The sequence below is a fragment of the Umezawaea sp. Da 62-37 genome (assembly GCF_032460545.1).
Classification (GTDB): domain Bacteria; phylum Actinomycetota; class Actinomycetes; order Mycobacteriales; family Pseudonocardiaceae; genus Umezawaea.
This window is the reverse complement of the sequence record NZ_CP135965.1, coordinates 7576806-7597677: the sequence shown is the minus strand read 5'-3', so window position 1 is coordinate 7597677 and position 20872 is coordinate 7576806. Positions and strand designations below refer to the sequence as shown.

Sequence of the window (20872 nt, the reverse complement as noted above, 5' to 3'; positions counted from 1 at the left end):
CCCGCCGCCGAGGTGGCCTTGTTCCCGCCGCGTACTGCTACGCGGAAGCCGTTACTCCTTGCAGGTCTTGCCCTTGTTCACGCAGGCCACGAGGCGGCTCATGATCCGCTGCGACATGACGTTCGCGAAGTCGTCGTGGTCGCTGAGCGGGTTGTGGCTCTCGAACGGGAACGAGTCGACCTTGTACTGGCCCTTCACCTGGATGTCCCTCGGGATGTCGTAGGTGAGGGTGGTGCGCAGCTGCGGCACGGCCTTGAAGCCCTCGGCGCACTTGCCGGTCGCCGCGTCCGGGAACACGATGTGCGTGCGGTGGTTGGCCGAGTCGGTGTTCTTGCCGTCCCAGCAGCTCGGGAAGTCGTGGATGCGCTTGACCTTCGAGCCCTCGGGGCAGATCACGTACTTGGCGATCTGGACCTTGTCCTCGAAGCCGGAGCAGGTCCACGAGTCGCGGGTGTTCTTGGTGCCGTTGATGGACACCTTCGCGTCGCCGTAGAGGATGCGGAGGAACTTCGGCATCGCGGTGACCTTGCCGACCGGGCTGCCGCGGAAGGTGAGCTCGGCGCTCAGCGGGCGCTGGATCTCACCGTCGTTGCCGGGGAGCTCGTTGTTGTCGTCGGGCTCGCCACCGGGGGCCTCCACCGGCGGGGTGTCGCCGTTCTCGGAACCGTCGTCGATGGGCGAGGGCTGGCCGGGCGGCTTCACCGAGCAGCGCGACAGGGCGCCGAAGTCGATCGGCTGGCGGCCGGGGCGGCCCAGCGCGAGGGTCATCCGGTCGAGGATGGCCTTCCGCTTCTCCAGCAACGGGTTGACGACCTGGGCGTCGACGGCGTTGGCGTCCGTCGCGGCCGGGAGCTTCGCCTCCGCCTCCTCGGTCACCTTGTCGACCTCTTCGAGGGCCTGGTCGACCTCGGCCTGCGCCTCTTCCGGCACCTCGTCGAGCTTGCTGGCGACGTCGGGGCAGACCAGCTGCGGGCGGCCCTTCTTCTTGGCGGTGGCGTCGGCGGCGGCCTGCTGCTCCTGCGCCTGCACGGCGGCGGGGTCGACCTCGTTCTCCTCCTCCTCGTCCGCGGTGTCGATGCGGATGACGGGCCAGAAGTACGTGGACTTGTCACCGTTCTTGCAGGTGGTCCCGGCGGCCTGGAGGCTCTCGTTGGTCGAGTTCGCGTTCGTCGACAGGTTGCCGACGTAGTCGTGGAGGTGCTCCGCACCGTTCTCGACACCGGGCGCGGCGATGAAGTTGTCGCCGTTGAAGTGCTCGTTCTCGTTGAGGCCGCAGTTGACGGTGAAGGTGCCCTTCGACGCGTTCTGCTGCTTCTTGACCTGCTTCACGTTCGGCTGCTGCGTCGTGATGTCGACGAACTGCGAGATGTCCACGCCGTCAGCGGAAGCCTGGTCGTTACCGGTGGTCGTCACCACGACCACGGCCCCGGCCGCGATCGCCACGGCAGCGCCGATCGAGGCGATCTTCGTCCTGCTGGAGATCTGGTGTCGTCCACCGGTCCGGGTCATTCGGTGCTCACCTCTGTCGTCGGGGTCTTCGAGGACGTCGTTTGGAGGTCGCCTCACTGGGGCATACGCACGGTCGACGTGGCGCTCCTCAACCGTGCTCGCCTCGTTATCAATCCGTTACATAGCCCGATGACCCCACCCGTAGTGCGCGCACGACTGCGCAAAGTTCGCATTTATGGCACCTGAAATGCGCAAACGGGTGAATCCGACAGCGGTTCAACGCCGTTCGGAGACTGCCTGTGACCAGGTTCAGAGCCTTGAACGCGGAACGGGGCCGCCTCCAAAGGAGACGGCCCCGCACGGGAAGGGGTCTAGCAGCCGACCAGCCGGGCGGCCAGGTAGCCCTCCAGGTGGCCGATGGCGACGCGCTGCTGCGACATGGTGTCGCGCTCCCGGACCGTCACGGCGTGGTCGGAGAGGGTGTCGAAGTCGACCGTCACGCAGAACGGCGTCCCGATCTCGTCCTGCCGCCGGTACCGGCGGCCGATCGCGCCCGCGTCGTCGAAGTCCACGTTCCAGCTCCGCCTCATCGCGGCCGCCAGGTCGCGCGCCCTGGGCGACAGGTCGGCGTTGCGCGACAACGGCAGCACGGCGGCCTTGACCGGCGCGAGCCTGCGGTCCAGCCTGAGCACGACCCGACGGTCCACCCCGCCCTTGGCGTTCGGGGCCTCGTCCTCGTGGTAGGCCTCCAGCAGGAACGCCATCATCGAACGGCCCACACCCGCCGCAGGCTCGATGACGAACGGCCGGTAGCGCGAGTTCGTGGCCTGGTCGAAGTACGAGAGGTCCACGCCGGAGTGGTTGGAGTGCGTGGTGAGGTCGAAGTCGCCGCGGTTGGCGACGCCCTCCAGTTCACCCCACTCCTGCCCGCCGAACCGGAAGCGGTACTCGATGTCCACCGTCCGCTTGGAGTAGTGGGACAGCTTCTCCTTCGGGTGCTCGTACTGGCGCAGGTTCTCCTTCGACAGCCCCAGATCCGTGTACCAGCGGAACCGCTCGTCGATCCAGTACCGGTGCCACTCCTCGTCGGTGCCCGGCTCGACGAAGAACTCCATCTCCATCTGCTCGAACTCCCGCGTGCGGAAGATGAAGTTGCCGGGCGTGATCTCGTTGCGGAACGACTTGCCGATCTGGCCGATCCCGAACGGCGGCTTCTTGCGCGACGTCGTCTGCACGTTCAGGAAGTTCGTGAAGACGCCCTGCGCGGTCTCCGGGCGCAGGTAGTTCAGGCCCTCGTCGGTCTCGACCGGACCGAGGTGGGTCTTGAGCAGCCCGTTGAACATCTTCGGCTCGGTGTACCCGCCGCGGGTGCCGCAGTTCGGGCACGGCACGTCCGACAGGTCGCCTTCGGCCTTGCTGCTGCGCTCGGCGTGCTCCTCGACGAGGGTGTCGGCGCGGAAGCGCTTGTGGCAGGAGCCGCACTCCACCAGCGGGTCGACGAACGCCTCGATGTGACCCGAAGCCGCCCAGACCTCGCGCGGGAGGATGACGGAGGAGTCGAGGCCGACGACGTCGTCACGCCCCTGCACCACGGACTTCCACCACTGGCGCTTGATGTTGGCCTTGAGCTCGACGCCGAGCGGCCCGTAGTCCCAAGCCGACCTGGTACCGCCGTAGATCTCGCCGCACGGGTACACGAAGCCACGGCGCTTGCACAGGCTGACGACGGTTTCGACGGGATCGGCTGGCACTGCCACTCCAGGGGGTGGGTGAGGGGAGAGTCCAGCGTAACGCGGGTGGGGGTGGCTCTAATGGGCGACTGCGGGTGGTCGGGGCCGGGTCTGGTTCTCGGCGGTTTGGCACCGGGGGGTGGCCTGATCCCTCGACACCAGGTGTCGGTGGCTTGATCCCTCGAAACCGGGTGAGGGTGGGCTTGTCCCTCGAAACAGGTCAGCGGTGCCCGGTGTTCTCCGGGTTCGGCCGCGCTCGCTTTGTTGGTGCTTGTGGGCTTGTGGGGCCTGCGGGCTCGTGGGGCCTGTTCGTCACCGGTGTTCGGTGGTTCTGGTCGGGTAGTCGGGCAGTGTGAGGGAGTTGGCGGCGCGGGTTGTGTTGCGGCCGAAGAGGTTTTTCGTCCTGGAGAGCAGTGGGAGTAGGCGGGTGGCCTGGTTGCGGAGCCACAAGGCCTTGCGGGTTCTGGGGATGAGGGAGCTGCTGCCGGTGGCGAGGGCCTGGTTGCGTTCGACGAAGTCGATCAGGGTTCGGCGGTAGGCGGTGAAGGCCTCCGCGTGGTCTTCGTGTGCGGCGAGTTCGCCTGCCAGTACGTAGGCGCCGACGACGGCCATGCTGGTGCCCTGGCCGGAGAGGAACGAGGTGGCGTGGGCGGCGTCGCCGGTGACGGCTACGCGGCCGGTGCTCCAGGTGGGCATGCGGATCTGGCTGACGGTGTCGGAGAAGACGTCGTCCGCTGCTCGGAGGTCCGCCAGCAGTTGTGGGATTTCCCAGCGGTCGGTGGCGAAGGTCCGTTCGGTGAGCCGCAGGTTGCCTTCGCGGTCGCGCAACTCCTCCCCCGTGGGTTGGGGACTGGCGAAGGCGAGGAAGGCGTGGACTCGGTCGGGGTCGTCGACCGCGTAGCGGGCGGTCATGCGGCCGGGGACGTTCCAGATGACGGCCTCGTGGTCGAGGGCGGTGCGGTTGGGCGCGGTGAAGCCGGTGAAGCGGTAGCCGAGGTGGTGGAGGTAGGGCTCCTCCGGGCCGAAGGCGAGTGCGCGGACGTTCGAGTGCAGGCCGTCGGCGCCGATGACCAGGTCGAAGGTCCGTCGTGTGCCGCCGCGGAAGGTCACGTCGACGCCGTCGGTCTTCTCGTCCAGCGCGGTGATGGAGTCGTCGAACAGGTACTCGACGTCGTCACGGGTGTGCTTGTAGAGGACCGAGGTCAGTGAGCCCCTGGGTAGTTCGATGTCGTCGTCGGCGCTGCCGGTGAGCGCTTCGAGCGACAGGGAGCCGGCTCGACGGCCGTCCGCCTTCATGAAGGTGACGCGGCGGGTGCGGGTGCGGGCGGCGGTCAGTTCGTCGAGGACCCCCATGCGGCGGACGACCTCGACGGCGACGCCGCGCAGGTCGATCGGGTAGCCGCCGGAGCGGACCCCCGCGGCGGTTTCCACGACCGTCACGCCGAAGCCGTGGTGGTGCAGCCAGTAGGCCAGTGCGGGGCCTGCGACGCTCGCGCCGGAGATCAGGACGTTGCGGGACATGGCGAGTTCCCTTCCTCGTTAGGCACATCAATGTTCCTTATCGAAGGTAGCGAGGTGCGATAAGGTACGCAAGTGAGCCTTGAGACGGGGAAGCGTCGACGCGGGAGCCAACTGGAGGCCGCGATCCTCGACGCGGCCTGGGAGCAACTGGTCGAGGGCGGCTACGGGGCTTTCACGGTCGAAGCGGTGGCCGAGCGGGCGAGGACGAGCAGGCACGTGCTGTACCGGCGGTGGCCCACCCGCGGGGACCTCGCGCTGGCCGCGATCCGGCGCGGCGCGGTGGACCACGGGGCGCTCACGGCCGATACCGGGTCGTTGCGCGGGGACGTGATCGCGTTGATGACGAGGGCGAACGAGGACCGGCCGCGGATCGCGGCGATGTTGAGCGTGCACCTGGGGACGTACTACCGGGAGACCGGGACGACGCCCGCGGATCTGCGCCAGTCGGTCGTCGGGGACAGCGGGGAGTACCTGGAGGAGATCTTCCGACGAGCGGTCGAACGCGGCGAGATCCCGTCGGCGGACCTGCCCGCGCGGGTGAAGACCCTGCCGGGGGACCTGCTGCGCAACGAGGTGCTGATGACGTTGGCGCCGGTGTCGGAGGAGACGATCGCGGGGATCGTGGACGAGGTGTTCCTGCCGCTGGTCCTGAAGGGCTAGCGCGGCGTGGCGGTCGGTCCCGACGCCTCGCCGAGGCGGACGGTGCCCGCGTCCTGGGCGAGCAGGCTGACCTGGCGGGTGACCGCGCCCTCCGCCGCCACCAGGACCGGCTCGTAGGCGGCGGGTTCGTCGACCAGCGCCTCGGACAGCAGCGGGATGACGTGTTCGCGGACCTCGAACGGCGACAGGGCCCGGCGGTAGGCGACGACGGAGTCGAACTCGACGGTGAGGACCCAGCGGTCGGCCTCGTCCATGGACTGGCTGAGCAGGCCGCGGGTGCAGCCGGGGCGGGCGGTCAGCAGTTCCAGGGCACGGCCCGCGCGTGCGGTGAAATCGGCGACATCGGGTTCGAGCACGGTGAACCGGCACACGAGCAGCACAGTGCAAGGATGCCACGGTGCCCTACGACCCCAAGCGCACCCTGATCCCCGGCCGCGGCCCGTTGGCGAAGGTGCCACCACTGTTGGCGTTCCTGCTGGTAGCAGGCCTGTTCGCGGGCGGAGTCCTGCTGCGCGGCGTGCTCGGCGCGAGCCTGCTGGTCGTGCTGCTGCTGGGCGTGCTCGCCCTGCTGGCGGCGACCTGGCGGACGCTGCCCCCGGCCGCGCGGGTCCTGCGCGTGCTGGTCGTGCTGGTCCTGGTGGCCGTCGCCATCTCGGTTCTGCCCGGATAGCGCCTAGGATTGGTGCTGATAATCCATTCCACCTAGGGCCGGAGAAGGTGCGTGCGCTTGACCCAGGACGCGACGACGGTCCCCGTGCGCGGCGAGCACACGCACGTCCCCGGACGCCACGTCCCCGACCCGGCGCCACCGAGGTCAGGGCGGACGTTGTCCGCGGCGGGCGAACTGCTGCGCGCGCTGGCGGCACCGGTGCGGATCGCGATCGTCCTGCAACTGCAGGAGGCGGAGCGGTGCGTGCACGAACTGGTGGACGCGCTCGGGGTGGCGCAGCCGTTGATCAGCCAGCACCTGCGCGTGCTGAAGGCCGCGGGCGTCGTGAGCGGTGAGCGGCACGGGCGCGAGGTCGTGTACCGGCTGGTGGACGAGCACCTCGCGCACATCGTGGTCGACGCGGTCATCCACGTCGAAGAGGGCGGTGCCGCGATCCGCCCGGTGGTCGCGGGCGTCGGCGAGACCGACCGGACGGAGGATCTGTGACGACAAGCGAGCGCCCGAACACCGCTGTTCCAGGGCTGCGCTCGACCAGGCAGCGCACGGCGGTGTCCAAGCTGCTTGACCAGCTCGACGAGTTCCGCTCGGCCCAGGAGCTGCACGAGGAGCTGCGCAAGCGGGGTGAGGGGATCGGGCTGACCACCGTGTACCGGACCCTGCAGTCGTTGGCGGACGCCGGTGAGGTGGACGTGCTGCGCACGGACTCCGGTGAGGCGATCTACCGGCGTTGTTCGGCGCACCACCATCACCACCTGGTGTGCCGCACGTGCGGGCGGACGGTGGAGGTGGAGGGTCCGGCCGTGGAGAAGTGGGCGGACCGGATCGCGGCGGAGAACGGGTTCTCCGAGGTGAGCCACACCGTGGAGATCTTCGGGACCTGCGCGTCCTGCACTGCGAAGTGAGGACCGGGTGCCCGGTGCGGGCGCCCGCCCCTCAGCTCTCGTAGGTGTCGGCCGGTGTCGCGACCGGGGTGATGTCGGAGACGGTGAACGTGGGCACGTAGGCGGTGTCCTTGGTCGCCGAACCCGGCACGACCTTGCCCGTGACCTCGACCCACTGGTCGGTCGGCATGGCCTCGAAGCCGGAGCCGGCCATGCGCACCTTGATCGGGGACGCGTCGGCCGCGCAGCAGGAGATGGCCAGCCGGGCCACGTACGTCGCGTCGTTCTTGCGCACCACGAAACCGGTGAGCTTCACGGTGCGGTCGTCGAGCGAGCCCGAGTCGTCCCAGGCGGTGCGGGTGACGAACTCGCCGAGGCTCAGCGGCAGCACGGCATCGGCGGGCAGGGCGGCGAAACCGTTGCCCTTCTTGGTTTCCTGGGCGGCGTTGCGGTCCGACCGGTTGACCGTGTCCGCGCCGAGCGCGGGCGGGCTGATCAGGAACACGGCCAGCACCGGCAGGAGCAGCATCCACGGGCTGCGGGACGCCTTGTGGCCGTGGTCGTCGTGCGCCTCGGAGTCCCCGCCGTCCTTGCCGCCCTTGAGGTCCCGCGCGATCGCGATGAGGGCGAGCAGGATCATGACGGCGCCCGCGGCGATCAGCAGGGGTTGCAGCCCCGCCTTCACGTAGCGCAGGTACATGTCGGTGAAGCTCAGCTTGAGCAGCGCGCCGCCGAGCAGGATCAGCAGGATGTTCTGCGTCTCGCGCCTCACAGGAACACCGCCCCGGCGGCCAGTGCGCTCACGATGGCCACGACGAACGTGGCGGGCGCGAAGCGGGAGGCGAACGAACGGCCGAAGGTGCCCGCCTGGAGGGCGAACAGCTTGACGTCGACCGCGGGGCCGACGACCAGGAAGACCAGGCGCGGCAACAGGGGCAGCGCGCTCATCGAGACGGCCACGAAGGCGTCCGCCTCGCTGCACAGCGCGAGGATCACGGCGAGCAGCGCCATCACGATGACGCCGAACACGACCTGCGCGCCCAGCGCCTCCAGCCACGCGGTCGGCACCAGCACGTTGAACGCGGCGGCGAACACCCCGCCCAGCACCAGGAACCCACCCGCCTGCACGAGGTCGTGGCGGGCGGTCTCGGCGAACACCAGCCAGCGCGAGGTGCCCTCCTTCTCCTCCAGCTTGCGCAGCGCCCGTTCCGCGATCCACTCGGTCTTGCCGAACCGCGTCCACAGCCAGCCCATGACCACGGCGGTGAGCAGCGAGCCGACGAATCGGGCGGGCACCATCATCGGCGCGTCCCGGAAGGCGACGGCCGTGGCGACCAGCACGATCGGGTTCACCGCGGGGGCGGCGAGCAGGAACGACAGCGCCACGGCGGGTGGCACGCCCTGCTGCATGAGGCGGCGGGCGACCGGGACCGACGCGCACTCGCACCCCGGCAGGGCGACCCCGGCCAGGCCCGCGACGGGCACGGCGAGCGCGGTCTTCGCCGGCAGCAGCCTGCGCAGCGCGCTGGCGGGTACGAAGGCCGCGATGGCACCGCTGATCAACACACCGAACACCAGGAACGGCATGGCCTGCACGCACACCGCCACGAAGACGGTGGACGCCGTGCGCAGCTGCGGCACGTTCAGCACGCCGACCAGCCAGTCCTGGAGGACCAGCGCGAGCACCAGCAGCAGGCAGAGCACCTCCAGCGAGGTGATCTTCCCGCGCAGGGGTCCTCGACCGGACGGCCGCGAGTCCCTGATCTCGGAAGTGATTGTCACTTCCGGGATGATGCCAGGCGATCGGGCCACCGCTCCACCCACCTGAGGTCGGGTTCCGGGGAAAACCGGAAACCGGGGCGGTGAACGGCACGTTCACGTCGAAATTCGGGTAGCGGAACCACCCGTGGGTGGCAGCGGACCGCCAGGGTGGCGGGTCTCGGGGCGGCACGGCGGTCGGACGGTGGGGTGCCGGAGTGGCGGACTCGGGGTGTCTGGAGGTTCGACACGGGGTGTCTGGGGGTTCGACTCGCGGGTTGTTGACAGAGATGTGGGTCACAGGTCAGAGTGCACGCGGTTGTAACGTTTCAATTCCCTGCAGAGGAGTTCTGGCGTGAGTCGTAGTCGCGACGGCAACGGTGCCGTGGGACCGCTGGTCCGCTCGCTCGGGATCTGCTTGGCGGGTGTTGTCGTGGCGGCGCTGTGCGCGGCGCCCGCCTCGGTCGCGGAGCCCGCGGACCGGGGGCACGGCGGTGGGGACAACTTCGCGCCCGCGAGCCGCACGGTCACCCCCGTCAAGGTCACCAGGACCACCGGGACCGTGGCGGAGTCCGGCGGCGTCCTGCGCGGCCGCACGACCACCCTCACCGGCCACGGCTCCTCGGTGACCCTGGACTTCGGCAAGGAGGTCGGCGGGATCGCGAGCGTGCGCTTCCCCGGCACGGCCGCACCGGGCGAGCGGCTGGGGCTGGCGTTCACCGAGTCGTCGCTCTACATCGGCACCACCAGCGACGCGAGCAACGGCGGCTCCGGCCCGGACGGCGCGCTGACCGCCGACGTGGTGCCGGGGACGACCTGGACGGCGCCGAGGGCCCAGCAGCGGGGCGGGTTCCGCTACCTGACGCTGTTCGTGGACTCCGCGGGCTCGATCGCGATCGACCGGGTGTCCGTCGCGATCACGTTCGCGCCGACGATGACCGACCTGCGCGACTACGACAACTACTTCCACTCCAGCGATCCGCTGCTCAACCGGATCTGGTACGCCGGGGCGTACACGGTGCAGACCAACGTCATCGCGCCCGACACCGGCCGCGTCTGGGGCCCGCCCGGTTCGGGCTGGGACAACGGCGCCACCGTGGGCGTCGGCGACACGATCCTGGTCGACGGCGCGAAGCGCGACCGCACGGTGTGGCCCGGCGACCTCGGCGTGTCCGTGCCGACGGAGTTCGCCTCCCTGGGCGACCTCACGCCGACGCGCAACGCGCTGACCACGCTCTACCAGCACCAGACCGCGTCCGGTGAGCTGCCGTTCGCCGGCCCGCAGGTCAACTTCTACTCCTCGGACACCTACCACCTGTGGACGCTGGTGGGCACGGCCAACTACGTCCAGTACAGCCACGACCTGGCCTGGCTGCGCGACACCTGGACCGGCTACCGCAGGGCGCTCGACTTCGCGCTGGCGAAGGTGGGGCCGACCGGGCTGTTCCGGGTGACCGGCCCCAACGACTGGGCGCGCGGCGGGCAGGGCGGCGAGAACATCGCGGCGAACGCCCTGGCGTACCAGGCACTCCTGACCGGCGCCGAGTTGGCGGACCTGGTCGGCGATCCGTCGGCGGCGTCGTGGCGGGCCACCGCGGCCGGCGTGAAGACCGCGGTGAACGCGACCCTGTGGGACGAGCAGGCGGGCCTGTTCCGGGACAACCCCACCAGCGCGCTGCACCCCCAGGACGGCAACTCCCTGGCGGTCTGGTTCGGCCTCACCGACTCCGCGGCCCGCTCGCGGCGGATCAGCGCCTCGCTCACGTTGAACTGGAACGCTTACGGGGCGACGACTCCCGAGAAGAACTCGGAGATCGGCACCTTCCCCGGCTCGATGGAGGTGCAGGCCCACCTGAGGGCGGGTGACACCACCCGCGCGCTGGAGCTGATCCGCCGCGAGTGGGGCTACATGCTGGACTCCCCGATCGGCACGGGCAGCACGTTCTGGGAGGGCTACCTGGCCAACGGGCAGCCCGGTTACGGCGGCGCGTACATGAGCCTGGCGCACGGCTGGGCGACCGGCCCGACGTCCGCGCTCACGTTCTCCGTGCTCGGCATCCAGCCGCAGACGGTCGGCGGCGGTTACGCGGTCCGGCCGCAGCCGGGCGACCTCACCAGCGCCGAGGGCTCCCTCAAGACCCCGCTCGGCGACATCGCGCTCTCCTGGTCGCACAACGCCCGCAGCGGCTCGTTCACCGGGCGGCTGAACGCGCCCCCCGCCGCCGTGGACCGGGTGGAGATCCCCACGTTCGGGGCCAAGACCGCGGTCCGGGTGAACGGCAGGCTGGTCTGGAACGGCACCCGCGGCCTCGCCCACGGCGCCGCACTCCAGGACGGCTACGTGGTGCTGAAGGGCCTGCCCGCGCAAGCCGTGCTGGACAGCCGGGCCATCGGCACCACCGCGTCGGGCCTGGCCGTGGCGGTCACCTCGGCGGGCAGCACCCCCGTGCGGGCGGGCGAGGAGCGCGCCATCGCGGTCACCGTCACCGCCCAGGGTGGCAAAGCGCTCAGCGGCGAGGTCGACGCGGCCGTCCCCTCCGGGTGGACGACGACGCCCGCGACGTTCAGCCTCGACCCGGCCAAGGGGACGACCAGCACCGTGGTGAACGTCGGGGTGCGCGTTCCGGCGGGCGCGGGCGGCGGTCAGCCGCAGATCAGGGTCAAGGCCACCAGCGGCAGGTTGGGCGCGGAGACCACCACGCCCCTGACGGTGTTCGGCGTCTGGCCCGAGGGCGTCACGGCGGAGGCCTCCAGCGAGGCCGCGCCCAACGTGTTCGAGGGACAGCCCCGCACCTACTACGCGGGCAACGCCGTCGACCGCAGCGCGGCCACGTTCTGGAACGACGCGTCGCCGGGACAGTTCCCGGACACCCTGACGCTCACCACTCCGGCGCCGATCACCTTGTCTGGCACCGGATTCCAGTCCATCGTGGACGGTGTGGTCACCGACCTCACCGTCCAGAGCTGGGACGGCGCGGCCTGGACGACCCGCGCCACCGTCACCGGGAACACCGCGCTGACCCGGTGGATCCCGTTCGACCAGCCGGTCACCACGTCGCGGATCCGCCTCGTGGCGACCGCGTCGCAACCGCAGAACGGCAACTACACGCGGGTCGCGGAGCTGACGCCCTGACCCGAGGGGGAGGCGCGTGCGGACGCGCCTCCCCCTCGGCAGGTCAGGGAGTCGTGGGGTCGGTCGCCGCGAGGAGGCGGCGGAAGGTGCGCTCCATGCCCGCGCGGACCTCCTCGGGGGTCGGCGGCTCGAAGTCGTCCGCGATCTCCTCCTCGACGAGGTCGGTCTCACCGAGGTCGAGGTCCACGTGCGTGCCGTTGACCTTCGGCTCGACGAACGGACCGTCGAGCTCCTCGACCTCCTCCTCCGCCTCGCGCAGCTCGTCGATGGTGGCCAGCACCTCGTCCGCGCTGAGCACCGGCATCATCGGCTCGACGACGGCGAGCATGCCGTCCTCGGCCAGCGCGACCGCCTCGGCCAGCGCGACCGCGTGGGCGCGCTCGTACGGGCCGCAGACGAAGGAGTCCCACTCCTCGCCGCCCGACGGCTCGAACGTCACCACCCAGGGGAACTGCAGCACCGCGGAGTCCTCGTCAGGCTCGTAGATGATCACGCCACCCATCAGGGGTTCCTTTCCTGGTTGCCCGACTCCTTGTCGGCGAGGAGCTCGCCGCGCAGTTGGGAGGCGGTGGAGACCACGAGCATCAGCAGGGTGCTGAGTGGTTCGGGCTTCATGCCCTCGGCCGGGAACGCGTACCGCAGGGTCACGTCCATGCCGCGTTCGGAGTGCACGACGCCGAGCGTGCCGAAGAGGCCCTGCCCGGCGCGTTCGGCGGCGGACACCGCCAGGTCGCGGTCCTCCGGGAGGTCCCAGGCGACGACGCACGTCAGGCTCAGGACCGTGAGGCCCTCGGCCAGCTGCATCGCCTGGATCGCGCACGGCACCTCGCCGTGCAGGAAGCTCAGCGCGCCGTCGTCGTCCACGTGCACGTCGTGGAACAGCTCGAGGGCCTCGCGGGCGGAGGTCAGCAGCTCAGCGGTGATGGCGGCCGCGTCGGCGTCGGTCACGGGGTCTCCTCGTCGGGCTTCTCGGCGATGGGGGTGTCCTGGGCTCCGCCGAACCGGCGGTCGCGGCGGGCGTAGACCTCGCACGCCGCCCACAGGTCGCGGCGGTCGAAGTCGGGCCACAGGATGTCCTGGAACACCATCTCCGCGTACGCCGACTGCCACAGCATGAAGTTGGACGTGCGCTGCTCGCCCGACGGGCGGATGAACAGGTCCACGTCCGGCATCTCGGGCTGGTACATGTGCTTCGCGAGCGTGCGCTCGTCGACCTTGTCCGGGTTGATCTTCCCGGCGGCCGCGAGGCGGGCGATCTCGCGGGCGGCGTCGCCGATCTCGGCCCGCCCGCCGTAGTTGATGCACATGGCCAGGTTCAGCTCTTCGTTGCCCTTGGTGCGCTCCTGCGCGTCCTCCAGCTCGGAGATGACGCTGCGCCACAGCTTCGGGCGCCGACCGGCCCAGCGCACCCGCACGCCGAGGTCGTCCAGCTCGTCGGTGCGGTTGTGGATCACCTCGCGGGTGAAACCCATGAGGAACTTCACCTCTTCGGGGCTGCGGCGCCAGTTCTCCGTGGAGAACGCGTACAGCGACACCCACTTCACGCCCATCTCGATCGCACCGCGCGCGACCTCGACCACGACGCCCTCGCCCCGCTTGTGACCCTCCACCCTGGACAGGCCGCGCTGGTTCGCCCAGCGGCCGTTGCCGTCCATGACGATCGCCACGTGCCGCGGCACGAACTCCGCCGGTATGGCGGGCGGGCGGGCGCCGGAGGGGTGTGGGTCCGGGGGCCGGGGAACGCGCGCGTCGCGTTCGGGCCGCCTTCGGCGCAGCATGGTTGCGGTGTTCCTCTCGAAGACTGTGCGGCGGCCGAACTTTAGCCGTCGACCGGTCGCGCCGTGCGCTCGACCAGTGGTAGCGACCGCAGTTGCCGTTCCATGTGCCATTGCAGGTGAGCTGCGACGAGTCCGCTGGCGTCGCGGCGCGCGCCCACCGGCAGCGCGTCGACCACGTCCCACTCGCCGTGCAGCAGGGCGATCAGCAGCCGCAGCGTCTCGGCCGACGGCGTCGCCGAACCCGCGGGGCGGCAGTTCGCGCACACGACACCGCCCGCCTGGACGTTGAACGCCCGGTGCGGACCGGGTTCGCCGCAGCGAGCGCACTCGTCCACGGCGGGCGCCCAGCCCGCGATCGACATGGCGCGCATCAGGAACGCGTCCAGCACCAGCGACCCGTCCCGCTCCCCCGCCGCCAGCGCCCGCAGCGCGCCCGTGACCAACAGGTACAGCCGCAGCGCGGGCTCGCCCTCCTCGGCGGTGAGCCGGTCGGCCGTCTCCAGCACCGCGCACCCGGCCGTGTAGCGGGAGTAGTCGTCGACCAGCTTGACGTGGAACGCGTCCAGCGTCTCGACCTGGGTGACGACGTCGAGCGAGCGGCCGGGGTAGAACTGCACGTCCACGTGCCCGAACGGCTCCAGCCTCGCCCCGAACCGCGACGACGTGCGGCGCACGCCCTTGGCCACCGCGCGCACCTTGCCGTGCTTCTGGGTCAGCAGCGTGATGATCCGGTCGGCCTCGCCGAGCTTCTGCACGCGCAGGACGATCCCGGTGTCGCGGTACAGGTTCGCCATCTAGAACCCCAGTCGGCGCAGCTGCTTCGGGTCGCGCTGCCAGTCCTTGGCGATCTTGATGTGCAGGTCCAGGAACACCTTGCTGCCCAGCAGCGCCTCGATCTGCTTGCGCGAGGTGATGCCGACCTGCTTGAGCCGCTCGCCGCGGTGGCCCAGGATGATCGCCTTCTGGCTGGTGCGCTCCACGTACAGGTTCGCGTGCACGTCGATGAGGTCGTCGCGGCCCTCGCGCGGCGCCATCTCCTCGACGAGAACCGCGATCGAGTGCGGCAGCTCGTCGTGCACGCCCTCCAGCGCGGCCTCCCGGATCAGCTCCGCGATCAGCGTCGCCTCCGGCTCGTCGGTCAGGTCGCCGTCCGGGTACAGCGGCGGGCCCTCCGGGAGCCGGTCGAGCAGCAGCTTCTCCAGCGTGTCGACCTGGTAGCCGTCCACGGCGGACACCGGGATGATCTCGGCGAAGTCCATGATGTTCTGGAGCAGCAGCAACTGCTCCGCCACCTGCTGCTGCGGCACGAGGTCGGTCTTCGTGATGATGCCGATCACCGGGGTCTTCTTGGCGATCTTCTGCAACTCGGCGGCGATGAACTTGTCACCGGGCCCGACCTTCTGGTCCGCGGGCACGCAGAAGCCGACCACGTCGACCTCCGACCAGGTCTCGCGGACCAGGTCGTTGAGGCGCTGGCCGAGCAGCGTGCGCGGGCGGTGCAGGCCGGGCGTGTCGATGAGGATCAGCTGGCCGTCCTCGCGGTGCACGATGCCCCGGATGGTGTGGCGGGTGGTCTGCGGCTTGCTTGACGTGATCGCGACCTTGGTCCCGACCAGCGCGTTGGTCAGCGTCGACTTGCCTGCGTTGGGACGGCCGACGAAGCACGCGAACCCTGAGCGGTAACCATCCATCCGTCCATTGTCCCTGGTGCTGAAAGCGTTGACCGTGGTGGGGCCTAGACCGTCTCCACCACGGTGCCAGACGCGTCAGCGCGCAGGATCGGGCCGGTCGCGGTCAGGTCCCGGACAGCCGCCACCGAATCCGCGTCGACCTTGTCCGCCACCGTCACGACAGCGGCGGCCTCCAAGCCCTCGGCGCCGCTGGAGACGGCCGCGGCGACGGCGGCCTGGAGGGCCGTGAGCTTGAGCGAGGGCAAGGAAACCGTGGCGGCGGCGTAGGTGCGGCCGTCGGTGTCGCGGACGGCCGCGCCCTCGGCCGCGCCGGTGCGGGCCCGCACCGACCGCGCCAGGGTGACGATCTTCTGGTCTTCGGGGTCCAGCTCAGCCACGGTGGTCCTCGCGTTCCTTGTCCTCGACCGGTTCCGGGATGGCCACCGGGCGCACCAGCACCGTGGTGATCCGCATGCGGCCCCGCTCGTCCTTGCCGCCCTCGGCGCGCATCCGCAGACCGGCGATCTCCGCCTCGGTGCCCGGCAGGGGGACGCGGCCGAGGCGCTGGGCCAGCAGACCGCCGACCGTCTCGACCTCGTGCTCGTCCAACTCGGTGCCGAACAGCGCGTCGAGGTCGTCGACCGGCAGCCGGGCGCTGACCCGGACGGCGCCGTCGGCGAGGTGCTCGACCGGCGGGCGGTCGTCGGTGTCGGACTCGTCGGTGATCTCGCCGACGATCTCCTCGATGATGTCCTCGATGGTCAGCAGGCCCGCGGTGCCGCCGTACTCGTCGATCACGATGGCCAGGTGCGTGCGGGACAGCTGCATCTCGCGCAGCAGGTCGGCCAGCGGCTTCGAGTCCGGGATGAACGTGGCGGGCTTCATCATCCCGCCGACCGTCGCGCCGTCGACCTCGTCGGTGAACGTGGCGCGCACCAGGTCCTTGAGGTTGACCACGCCGACGATGTCGTCGACGCTCTCGCCGATCACCGGCACGCGGGTGTACCCGGTGCGCAGCGACAGCGCGAGCGCCTGCCGCAGCGACTTGGCCTGCTCGATCCACACGATCTCGGTGCGCGGCACCATCACCTCGCGGGCGATGGTGTCGCCCAGCTCGAAGACGGAGTGGATCATCTCCCGCTCGCCCTCGTCCACGACACCGCGCTCCTGGGCCATGTCGACCAGCTCGCGCAGCTCGACCTCCGAGGAGAACGGGCCCTCGCGGAAGCCCTTGCCGGGCGTGATCGCGTTGCCGACCAGGATCAGCAGCCTGCTCAACGGGCCCAGCACGCGGCCGAGCACCCGGATCGGGGCGGCGGCGGCCAGGCCGACGGCGTACGGGTGCTGGCGGCCGATGGTGCGCGGGCCGACGCCGACGAGCACGTAGGACACCACGAGCATCGACAGGCCCGCCGTCACGACGGCGAGCCACGGCGGGGACACCAGCCGCAGGCACACGACCGTGACCAGCACCGTGGCCGACAGCTCGCAGGCCAGCCGGAGCAGGAGCAGCAGGTTGACGTGCCGCGGCCGGTCGGTCAGCACCTGGAGGAGCTGGCGCGCGCCGGTGCGGCCCTGCCGCTGCAACCCCTCGACGCGGGCGCGCGACACCGTGCCGAGCGCCGCGTCGGCCGCGGCGAACAGCCCCGCGGCCAGCACCAGCACCACGGCCAGGATGATCAGGCTGGCGGAACTCGTGGTCACCGCTCCGCCTCAGGCGCCGGGATCGACGGGTTCGGGCTGGTCCGAGTGCTCGAGGCCGACGGCGCCGAGCAGCTTGGAGTCCGACGCCCGCTGCACGGCGAGGCGCTCGGCCTCGACCGTCGCGGACCGGAAGTCCGCGAGGATCCGGTTCTGCAGCGTGAACATCTCCCGCTCCTCGGCGGGTTCCGCGTGGTCGTACCCGAGCAGGTGCAGCACACCGTGCACTGTCAGCAGGTGCAGCTCGTCGATCAGGCCGTGGCCCGCCGTCTTCGCCTGGTCCTTGGCGAACGCGGGGCACAGCACGATGTCGCCGAGCAGCGCCGGACCCAGCCCTGCCGCGTCGGGGCGGCGGGCCGAGTCCAGCTCGTCCATGGGGAACGCCATCACGTCCGTGGGACCGGGCAGGTCCATCCAGCGCTCGTGCAGGTCCGCCATCACGTCCAGTTCGACCAGCAGGACGGACAGCTCGGCCAGCGGGCTCACGCCCATCCGGTCGAGGGCGAACCGGGCGGCCGAGACGATCGACGGCTCGTCGACCACGACCCCGGACTCGTTGGCAATCTCGATGCTCACGCGCTCATCGTCCCCGGCGCTGCTCACCCCGCCGCGCACCGGGTCCACCCTGGCGCCCGTGCAGGTCCGCGTTGTCCTGCACGACCTGCCACTTCTCATACGCGTCGACGATGTCGCCGACCAGCCGGTGCCGGACCACGTCACTGCTGCTCAGGGCCGAGAAGTTGACGTCCTCGACACCCTCCAGGATCTCCCGGACGACCCGCAGACCGCTGCGCTGGCCGCCGGGGAGGTCGATCTGGGTGATGTCGCCCGTGACGACGATCTTGGAACCGAAGCCGAGCCTGGTCAGGAACATCTTCATCTGCTCGGGCGTGGTGTTCTGCGCCTCGTCCAGGATGATGAACGCGTCATTAAGCGTTCTACCACGCATGTAGGCCAGCGGCGCGACCTCGATCGTGCCCGCCTGCATCAGCCGCGGGATCGACTCGGGGTCGACCATGTCGTGCAGCGCGTCGTACAGCGGCCGCAGGTACGGGTCGATCTTGTCGTTCAGCGTGCCCGGCAGGAAGCCGAGCCGCTCCCCGGCCTCGACCGCGGGCCTGGTCAGGATGATGCGGCTGACCTGCTTGGCCTGCAGCGCCTGCACGGCCTTCGCCACCGCCAGGTACGTCTTGCCGGTACCGGCGGGGCCGATGCCGAAGACGATGGTGTTGGCGTCGATCGCGTCGACGTAGTGCTTCTGGTTCAGCGTCTTCGGCCTGATCGTGCGGCCCTTGCGGGACACGATGTCGAGGCTGAACACCTCCGCGGGCGACTCCGTCGTGTTCGCCGACAGCATCAGGATCGTGCGGCGGACCGTGTCCTGGCCGACCTGCTGGCCGCGGCTCGCGAGCTGGATCAGCTCGGAGAACACCCGCTCCGCGAAGCCCACCTCGGCGGGCTCGCCGGACAGCGTGATCTCGTTGCCCCGCACGTGCACGTCCGCGTCGAGCAGATCCTCGGCGAGGAGCAGGTTCTCGTCGCGCGAACCGAGCAGCGCGAGCACCGCCTCGTCCGGCACGGCGATCTTCGATTGTGCGTAGGTCGGGGCCTGGCCGGCCGACGACGACTTCCTGGTCCCGTTGGAGGGGGCCGCCGCAGCGGTCACCGGGCGCTCCTCGGGGAATCGGGCGGCTCCACCCGCTGCGGTACCGACCACTTAGCCTCGGGCCTGCTTCCTGCGCTTTCGCACCGTGCTCGTCAAGGCCCCCGCTGGGTCCTCTTTGACGCCACCGATGGTAGTCGCCGGTACCGGCAAAACGCACAGGAGTAAAAAACCCGCTGGACACGCGGTGTGTACTGGTTGACCGTGGACATCGATCCGACGCCTCGCACGCTCACCCACGGACACCTGCCCGACTGCCTGGCGCTGGCACGGGACAGGGGGTGGGCCACCGAAGAGCGCAAGTGGGCGTTCCTGCTGGACAACGGCACCGGGTACGGCTTCTTCGACGACTCGGGCGCGCTGGTGGGGAGCACGATCGTCACCCGGTACTCGGGGCAGCACGCGGCTCTCAGCATGGTGCTGGTGGCTTCCGCCCACGCGGGGCGCGGGCTGGGTCGGAGGCTGGTCGAGCACGCCCTGGCCAACGCGGACTGCCCGGTGGTGTCGCTGCACGCCACAGCCTTGGGGAGGCCGTTGTACGAGAAGCTGGGGTTCCGGGCGGTGGACCGGCTCGTGACGCACTTCGGTCCGTTCCGGGACGCCGCGCTGTCGGGGACCACCCGGTCCGCCCTGCACGCGGACCTGCCGCGGGTGGTGGCGACGGACGCCGAGGTGTTCGGCGCGGATCGCGGGGTCCTGTGGAAGGACTACTTCCGGCTGGCGGACCAGGTGCGGATCGGGCCGTCGGGTGGGTTCGCGGCGGCGTGGCGGACCGTCGGCAGCCTGGCTTTGGGACCGGTCGTGGCCGACTCGGTCGACGAGGCCAAGGCCCTGGTCACGGACCTGGCGGCAGGCGCGGAGGGCGCCTTGCAGGTGAGCGCCTACCACCCGGAACTGGCCGACTGGCTGGTGGAGCGCGGGTTGGAGCGCCGCAGCGGGGTCGACCTGATGGTGCTCGGCGGTGACGTGGGCGGTGACCGGACGCGGTTGTACGTGCCGATGATGCAGGCGTTGGGCTGACGCCGCCTCGGGGCGAAGCCCGGTTTCCGGGCTTCGCCGGGGTGGGGCGGTGTCAGGCGAGGTGGCCGAGGGGTTTGCCGCCGAGCAGGTGCAGGTGGGCGTGGAAGACGGTCTGGCCCGCGTCCGCTCCGGTGTTGAAGAGCAAGCGGAAGCCGCTGTCGGCGATGCCCTCGGACTCGGCGACGTCACCGGCGGCGACGAAGAGGTCCGCGAGTTCGCCGGGCGCGCGTTCGGCCAGTGCGACGGCGTTCGGTTCGTGCAGCTTGGGCACGAGCACGACGTGGGTCGGCGCCTGGGGGGCGATGTCGCGGAACGCGAGGATGGTCTTGGTCTCCAGCACGACGGTCGCGGGGATCTCACCGGCGACGATGCGGCAGAACAGGCAGTCGTCTGACATGCGGCGGAGGTTACCGGCCCGCGAGGCGCAGCGCCGCGTCCCGGCAGGCCTTCCAGGCGGGAGTGGTGACGTCGACCAGTTCCATGTGCCCCACGCCGTCCAGGCGCACGAGTTCGCAGCCCGAAGCGGCCTGGAACGCCTCGCTCTGGGCGATGGGGACGTTCACGTCGTCGGTGCCGTGCACGCAGACCACGGGGACGCCGACCGGGATCTGCTCGATCGGTGAGGCGTCGGCGTAGTCGGGGTCCGGGCCGAGCAGTTGGGCGGACCTGGGGTGGGCGGCCAGGTCGAGGACGCCCGCCTGGGAGACGGCCCCGGTGACCAGGTCGTGCCTGGCCGCCGCCCAGACGGCGAGGTGGCCGCCCGCGGAGTGGCCGAGGGTGACCACCGCCCCGAGGTCCAGGCGGGGGTCGTCGAGGGCGTCGAGCGCGGCCAGCACGTCGTCGCCGGTGGCGGGCCAGCCGCCGTCGCCGCCGAGCCTGCGGTACTCGACGTTGTAGGCCGCCACGCCGTGCGCGACGAGGTCCGCGGCGAGGGGGCGACCGAGTTCCAGGTCGTACTGCTGCATCCAGAAGCCGCCGTGGATGACGACGACCACGGGCACTGGGTCCGCGCCGACGGGGACGGAGAGTTCGGCGAACTGACTCGGGTGGTCCCCGTAGGCGATGCGGTCCATGACCGGATCAAACCAGTTGTTCCCAGGAAACACAGATGCCGCGGCGTTGTGGGACCTGGGGGTCGTCCCACAACACCGCGGCGAACGCCGGACCGAGGGGGGAGGTGTCCGGCGAGACTGCGTCTGAAGAGGCGTTATGCGTTCGCCCCGTCAGGTGATGAGCGT

General features: G+C 70.6%; 23 protein-coding genes. 6 read left to right on the top strand and 17 right to left on the bottom strand.

What is annotated here, in order from left to right; all coding sequences use genetic code 11:
- Positions 1-51 precede the first annotated feature (51 nt).
- From RM788_RS35090 to RM788_RS35080, 3 genes are all read right to left on the bottom strand, one after another.
- A complete protein-coding gene (locus tag RM788_RS35090) occupies positions 52-1509 on the bottom strand; it encodes a DUF1996 domain-containing protein (RefSeq protein WP_315923190.1) in 1458 nt (485 codons plus the stop codon).
- A 311-nt stretch (positions 1510-1820) separates the two neighbouring features.
- Positions 1821-3200 carry a glycine--tRNA ligase gene (locus RM788_RS35085; protein WP_315923188.1) on the bottom strand — a complete coding sequence of 460 codons (1380 nt, stop codon included), beginning with the start codon at positions 3198-3200 and terminating at the stop codon, positions 1821-1823.
- 291 nt (positions 3201-3491) lie between these two features.
- Entirely contained in the window at positions 3492-4700 is a 1209-nt protein-coding gene (locus RM788_RS35080; RefSeq protein WP_315923186.1) for an FAD-dependent monooxygenase, read from the bottom strand.
- 72 nt (positions 4701-4772) lie between these two features.
- Between RM788_RS35080 and RM788_RS35075 the strand changes: the two genes are divergently transcribed.
- Complete coding sequence (locus tag RM788_RS35075; protein ID WP_315923184.1) at positions 4773-5360, top strand: TetR/AcrR family transcriptional regulator; 588 nt, start codon at positions 4773-4775, stop codon at positions 5358-5360.
- On the opposite strand, the gene RM788_RS35070 is transcribed toward RM788_RS35075, so the two are convergent.
- The gene (locus RM788_RS35070) at positions 5357-5740 is read right to left on the bottom strand and encodes an antibiotic biosynthesis monooxygenase family protein (RefSeq protein ID WP_315923182.1); all 384 of its coding nucleotides are present in this window, start codon (positions 5738-5740) and stop codon (positions 5357-5359) included. The two genes, RM788_RS35075 and RM788_RS35070, sit on opposite strands and share 4 nt — an antisense overlap.
- 17 nt (positions 5741-5757) lie before the next feature.
- On the opposite strand from RM788_RS35070, the gene RM788_RS35065 reads away from it, so the two are divergent.
- The 3 genes from RM788_RS35065 to RM788_RS35055 all read left to right on the top strand — a co-directional run bounded on the left by RM788_RS35065 (position 5758) and on the right by RM788_RS35055 (position 6932).
- Entirely contained in the window at positions 5758-6030 is a 273-nt protein-coding gene (locus tag RM788_RS35065) for a hypothetical protein (RefSeq protein WP_315923180.1), read from the top strand.
- Positions 6031-6114: 84 nt separating this feature from the next.
- A complete protein-coding gene (locus RM788_RS35060) occupies positions 6115-6516 on the top strand; it encodes an ArsR/SmtB family transcription factor (RefSeq protein WP_399345194.1) in 402 nt (133 codons plus the stop codon).
- On the top strand, positions 6513-6932 hold the full coding sequence (locus RM788_RS35055) for a Fur family transcriptional regulator (RefSeq protein ID WP_315923177.1): 420 nt from the start codon (positions 6513-6515) through the stop codon (positions 6930-6932). The genes RM788_RS35060 and RM788_RS35055 overlap by 4 nt, the downstream gene beginning before the upstream one ends.
- A gap of 31 nt (positions 6933-6963) precedes the next feature.
- Here the strand turns inward: RM788_RS35055 and RM788_RS35050 are convergent, their stop codons facing one another.
- Both RM788_RS35050 and RM788_RS35045 read right to left on the bottom strand, forming a co-directional pair.
- Positions 6964-7683, bottom strand: a complete 720-nt coding sequence (locus RM788_RS35050) for a TIGR03943 family putative permease subunit (protein ID WP_315923175.1) — start codon at positions 7681-7683, stop codon at positions 6964-6966.
- Entirely contained in the window at positions 7680-8693 is a 1014-nt protein-coding gene (locus RM788_RS35045; protein WP_315923173.1) for a permease, read from the bottom strand. The genes RM788_RS35050 and RM788_RS35045 overlap by 4 nt, the downstream gene beginning before the upstream one ends.
- Positions 8694-9024: 331 nt before the next feature.
- On the opposite strand from RM788_RS35045, the gene RM788_RS35040 reads away from it, so the two are divergent.
- Positions 9025-11802 (top strand): alpha-L-rhamnosidase-related protein, encoded by a 2778-nt coding sequence (locus RM788_RS35040; protein ID WP_315923171.1) that lies wholly within the window; start codon positions 9025-9027, stop codon positions 11800-11802.
- A gap of 43 nt (positions 11803-11845) precedes the next feature.
- On the opposite strand, the gene RM788_RS35035 is transcribed toward RM788_RS35040, so the two are convergent.
- From RM788_RS35035 to RM788_RS34995, 9 genes are read right to left on the bottom strand one after another with little or no spacing between them, the layout of a single operon-like run.
- Positions 11846-12304: a hypothetical protein gene (locus RM788_RS35035; protein ID WP_315923169.1), complete on the bottom strand. Its 459-nt coding sequence runs from the start codon at positions 12302-12304 to the stop codon at positions 11846-11848.
- Positions 12304-12750 (bottom strand): hypothetical protein, encoded by a 447-nt coding sequence (locus tag RM788_RS35030; RefSeq protein WP_315923167.1) that lies wholly within the window; start codon positions 12748-12750, stop codon positions 12304-12306. The genes RM788_RS35035 and RM788_RS35030 overlap by 1 nt, the downstream gene beginning before the upstream one ends.
- Positions 12747-13580, bottom strand: a complete 834-nt coding sequence (locus tag RM788_RS35025) for an isoprenyl transferase (protein ID WP_315923165.1) — start codon at positions 13578-13580, stop codon at positions 12747-12749. Before RM788_RS35025 ends, RM788_RS35030 begins: the two co-directional genes overlap by 4 nt.
- A 41-nt stretch (positions 13581-13621) precedes the next feature.
- Complete coding sequence (recO, locus tag RM788_RS35020) at positions 13622-14374, bottom strand: DNA repair protein RecO (protein WP_315923163.1); 753 nt, start codon at positions 14372-14374, stop codon at positions 13622-13624.
- Positions 14375-15271, bottom strand: coding sequence for a GTPase Era (gene era / locus RM788_RS35015; RefSeq protein ID WP_315923161.1), 897 nt, complete (start codon positions 15269-15271; stop codon positions 14375-14377). It lies immediately after the preceding gene.
- Positions 15272-15315: 44 nt separating this feature from the next.
- The gene (locus RM788_RS35010; protein ID WP_315923159.1) at positions 15316-15648 is read right to left on the bottom strand and encodes a cytidine deaminase-like protein; all 333 of its coding nucleotides are present in this window, start codon (positions 15646-15648) and stop codon (positions 15316-15318) included.
- The gene (locus RM788_RS35005) at positions 15641-16954 is read right to left on the bottom strand and encodes a hemolysin family protein (RefSeq protein ID WP_315923157.1); all 1314 of its coding nucleotides are present in this window, start codon (positions 16952-16954) and stop codon (positions 15641-15643) included. Before RM788_RS35005 ends, RM788_RS35010 begins: the two co-directional genes overlap by 8 nt.
- A gap of 9 nt (positions 16955-16963) precedes the next feature.
- The gene (gene ybeY, locus RM788_RS35000) at positions 16964-17527 is read right to left on the bottom strand and encodes an rRNA maturation RNase YbeY (protein WP_315923155.1); all 564 of its coding nucleotides are present in this window, start codon (positions 17525-17527) and stop codon (positions 16964-16966) included.
- Positions 17528-17531: 4 nt separating this feature from the next.
- A complete protein-coding gene (locus RM788_RS34995; RefSeq protein ID WP_399341012.1) occupies positions 17532-18617 on the bottom strand; it encodes a PhoH family protein in 1086 nt (361 codons plus the stop codon).
- 201 nt (positions 18618-18818) lie between these two features.
- Here RM788_RS34995 and RM788_RS34990 point away from each other — a divergent pair, with 201 nt between their 5' ends.
- A complete protein-coding gene (locus tag RM788_RS34990; protein ID WP_315923151.1) occupies positions 18819-19634 on the top strand; it encodes a GNAT family N-acetyltransferase in 816 nt (271 codons plus the stop codon).
- 52 nt (positions 19635-19686) lie between these two features.
- On the opposite strand, the gene RM788_RS34985 is transcribed toward RM788_RS34990, so the two are convergent.
- Together RM788_RS34985 and RM788_RS34980 are read right to left on the bottom strand one after the other, a co-directional pair.
- Positions 19687-20031, bottom strand: coding sequence for a histidine triad nucleotide-binding protein (locus tag RM788_RS34985; protein WP_315923149.1), 345 nt, complete (start codon positions 20029-20031; stop codon positions 19687-19689).
- 10 nt (positions 20032-20041) lie between these two features.
- Positions 20042-20707, bottom strand: a complete 666-nt coding sequence (locus RM788_RS34980; RefSeq protein WP_315923147.1) for an alpha/beta hydrolase family protein — start codon at positions 20705-20707, stop codon at positions 20042-20044.
- Positions 20708-20872 lie beyond the last annotated feature (165 nt).

Coding starts and splice junctions, on each gene's coding strand:
- RM788_RS35090 (WP_315923190.1), bottom strand. CDS start 1,509: ATGACCCGGACCGGTGGACGACACCAGATCTCCAGCAGGACGAAGATC.
- RM788_RS35080 (WP_315923186.1), bottom strand. CDS start 4,700: ATGTCCCGCAACGTCCTGATCTCCGGCGCGAGCGTCGCAGGCCCCGCA.
- RM788_RS35035 (WP_315923169.1), bottom strand. CDS start 12,304: ATGGGTGGCGTGATCATCTACGAGCCTGACGAGGACTCCGCGGTGCTG.
- RM788_RS35025 (WP_315923165.1), bottom strand. CDS start 13,580: ATGCTGCGCCGAAGGCGGCCCGAACGCGACGCGCGCGTTCCCCGGCCC.
- recO (WP_315923163.1), bottom strand. CDS start 14,374: ATGGCGAACCTGTACCGCGACACCGGGATCGTCCTGCGCGTGCAGAAG.
- era (WP_315923161.1), bottom strand. CDS start 15,271: ATGGATGGTTACCGCTCAGGGTTCGCGTGCTTCGTCGGCCGTCCCAAC.
- RM788_RS34985 (WP_315923149.1), bottom strand. CDS start 20,031: ATGTCAGACGACTGCCTGTTCTGCCGCATCGTCGCCGGTGAGATCCCC.
- RM788_RS34980 (WP_315923147.1), bottom strand. CDS start 20,707: ATGGACCGCATCGCCTACGGGGACCACCCGAGTCAGTTCGCCGAACTC.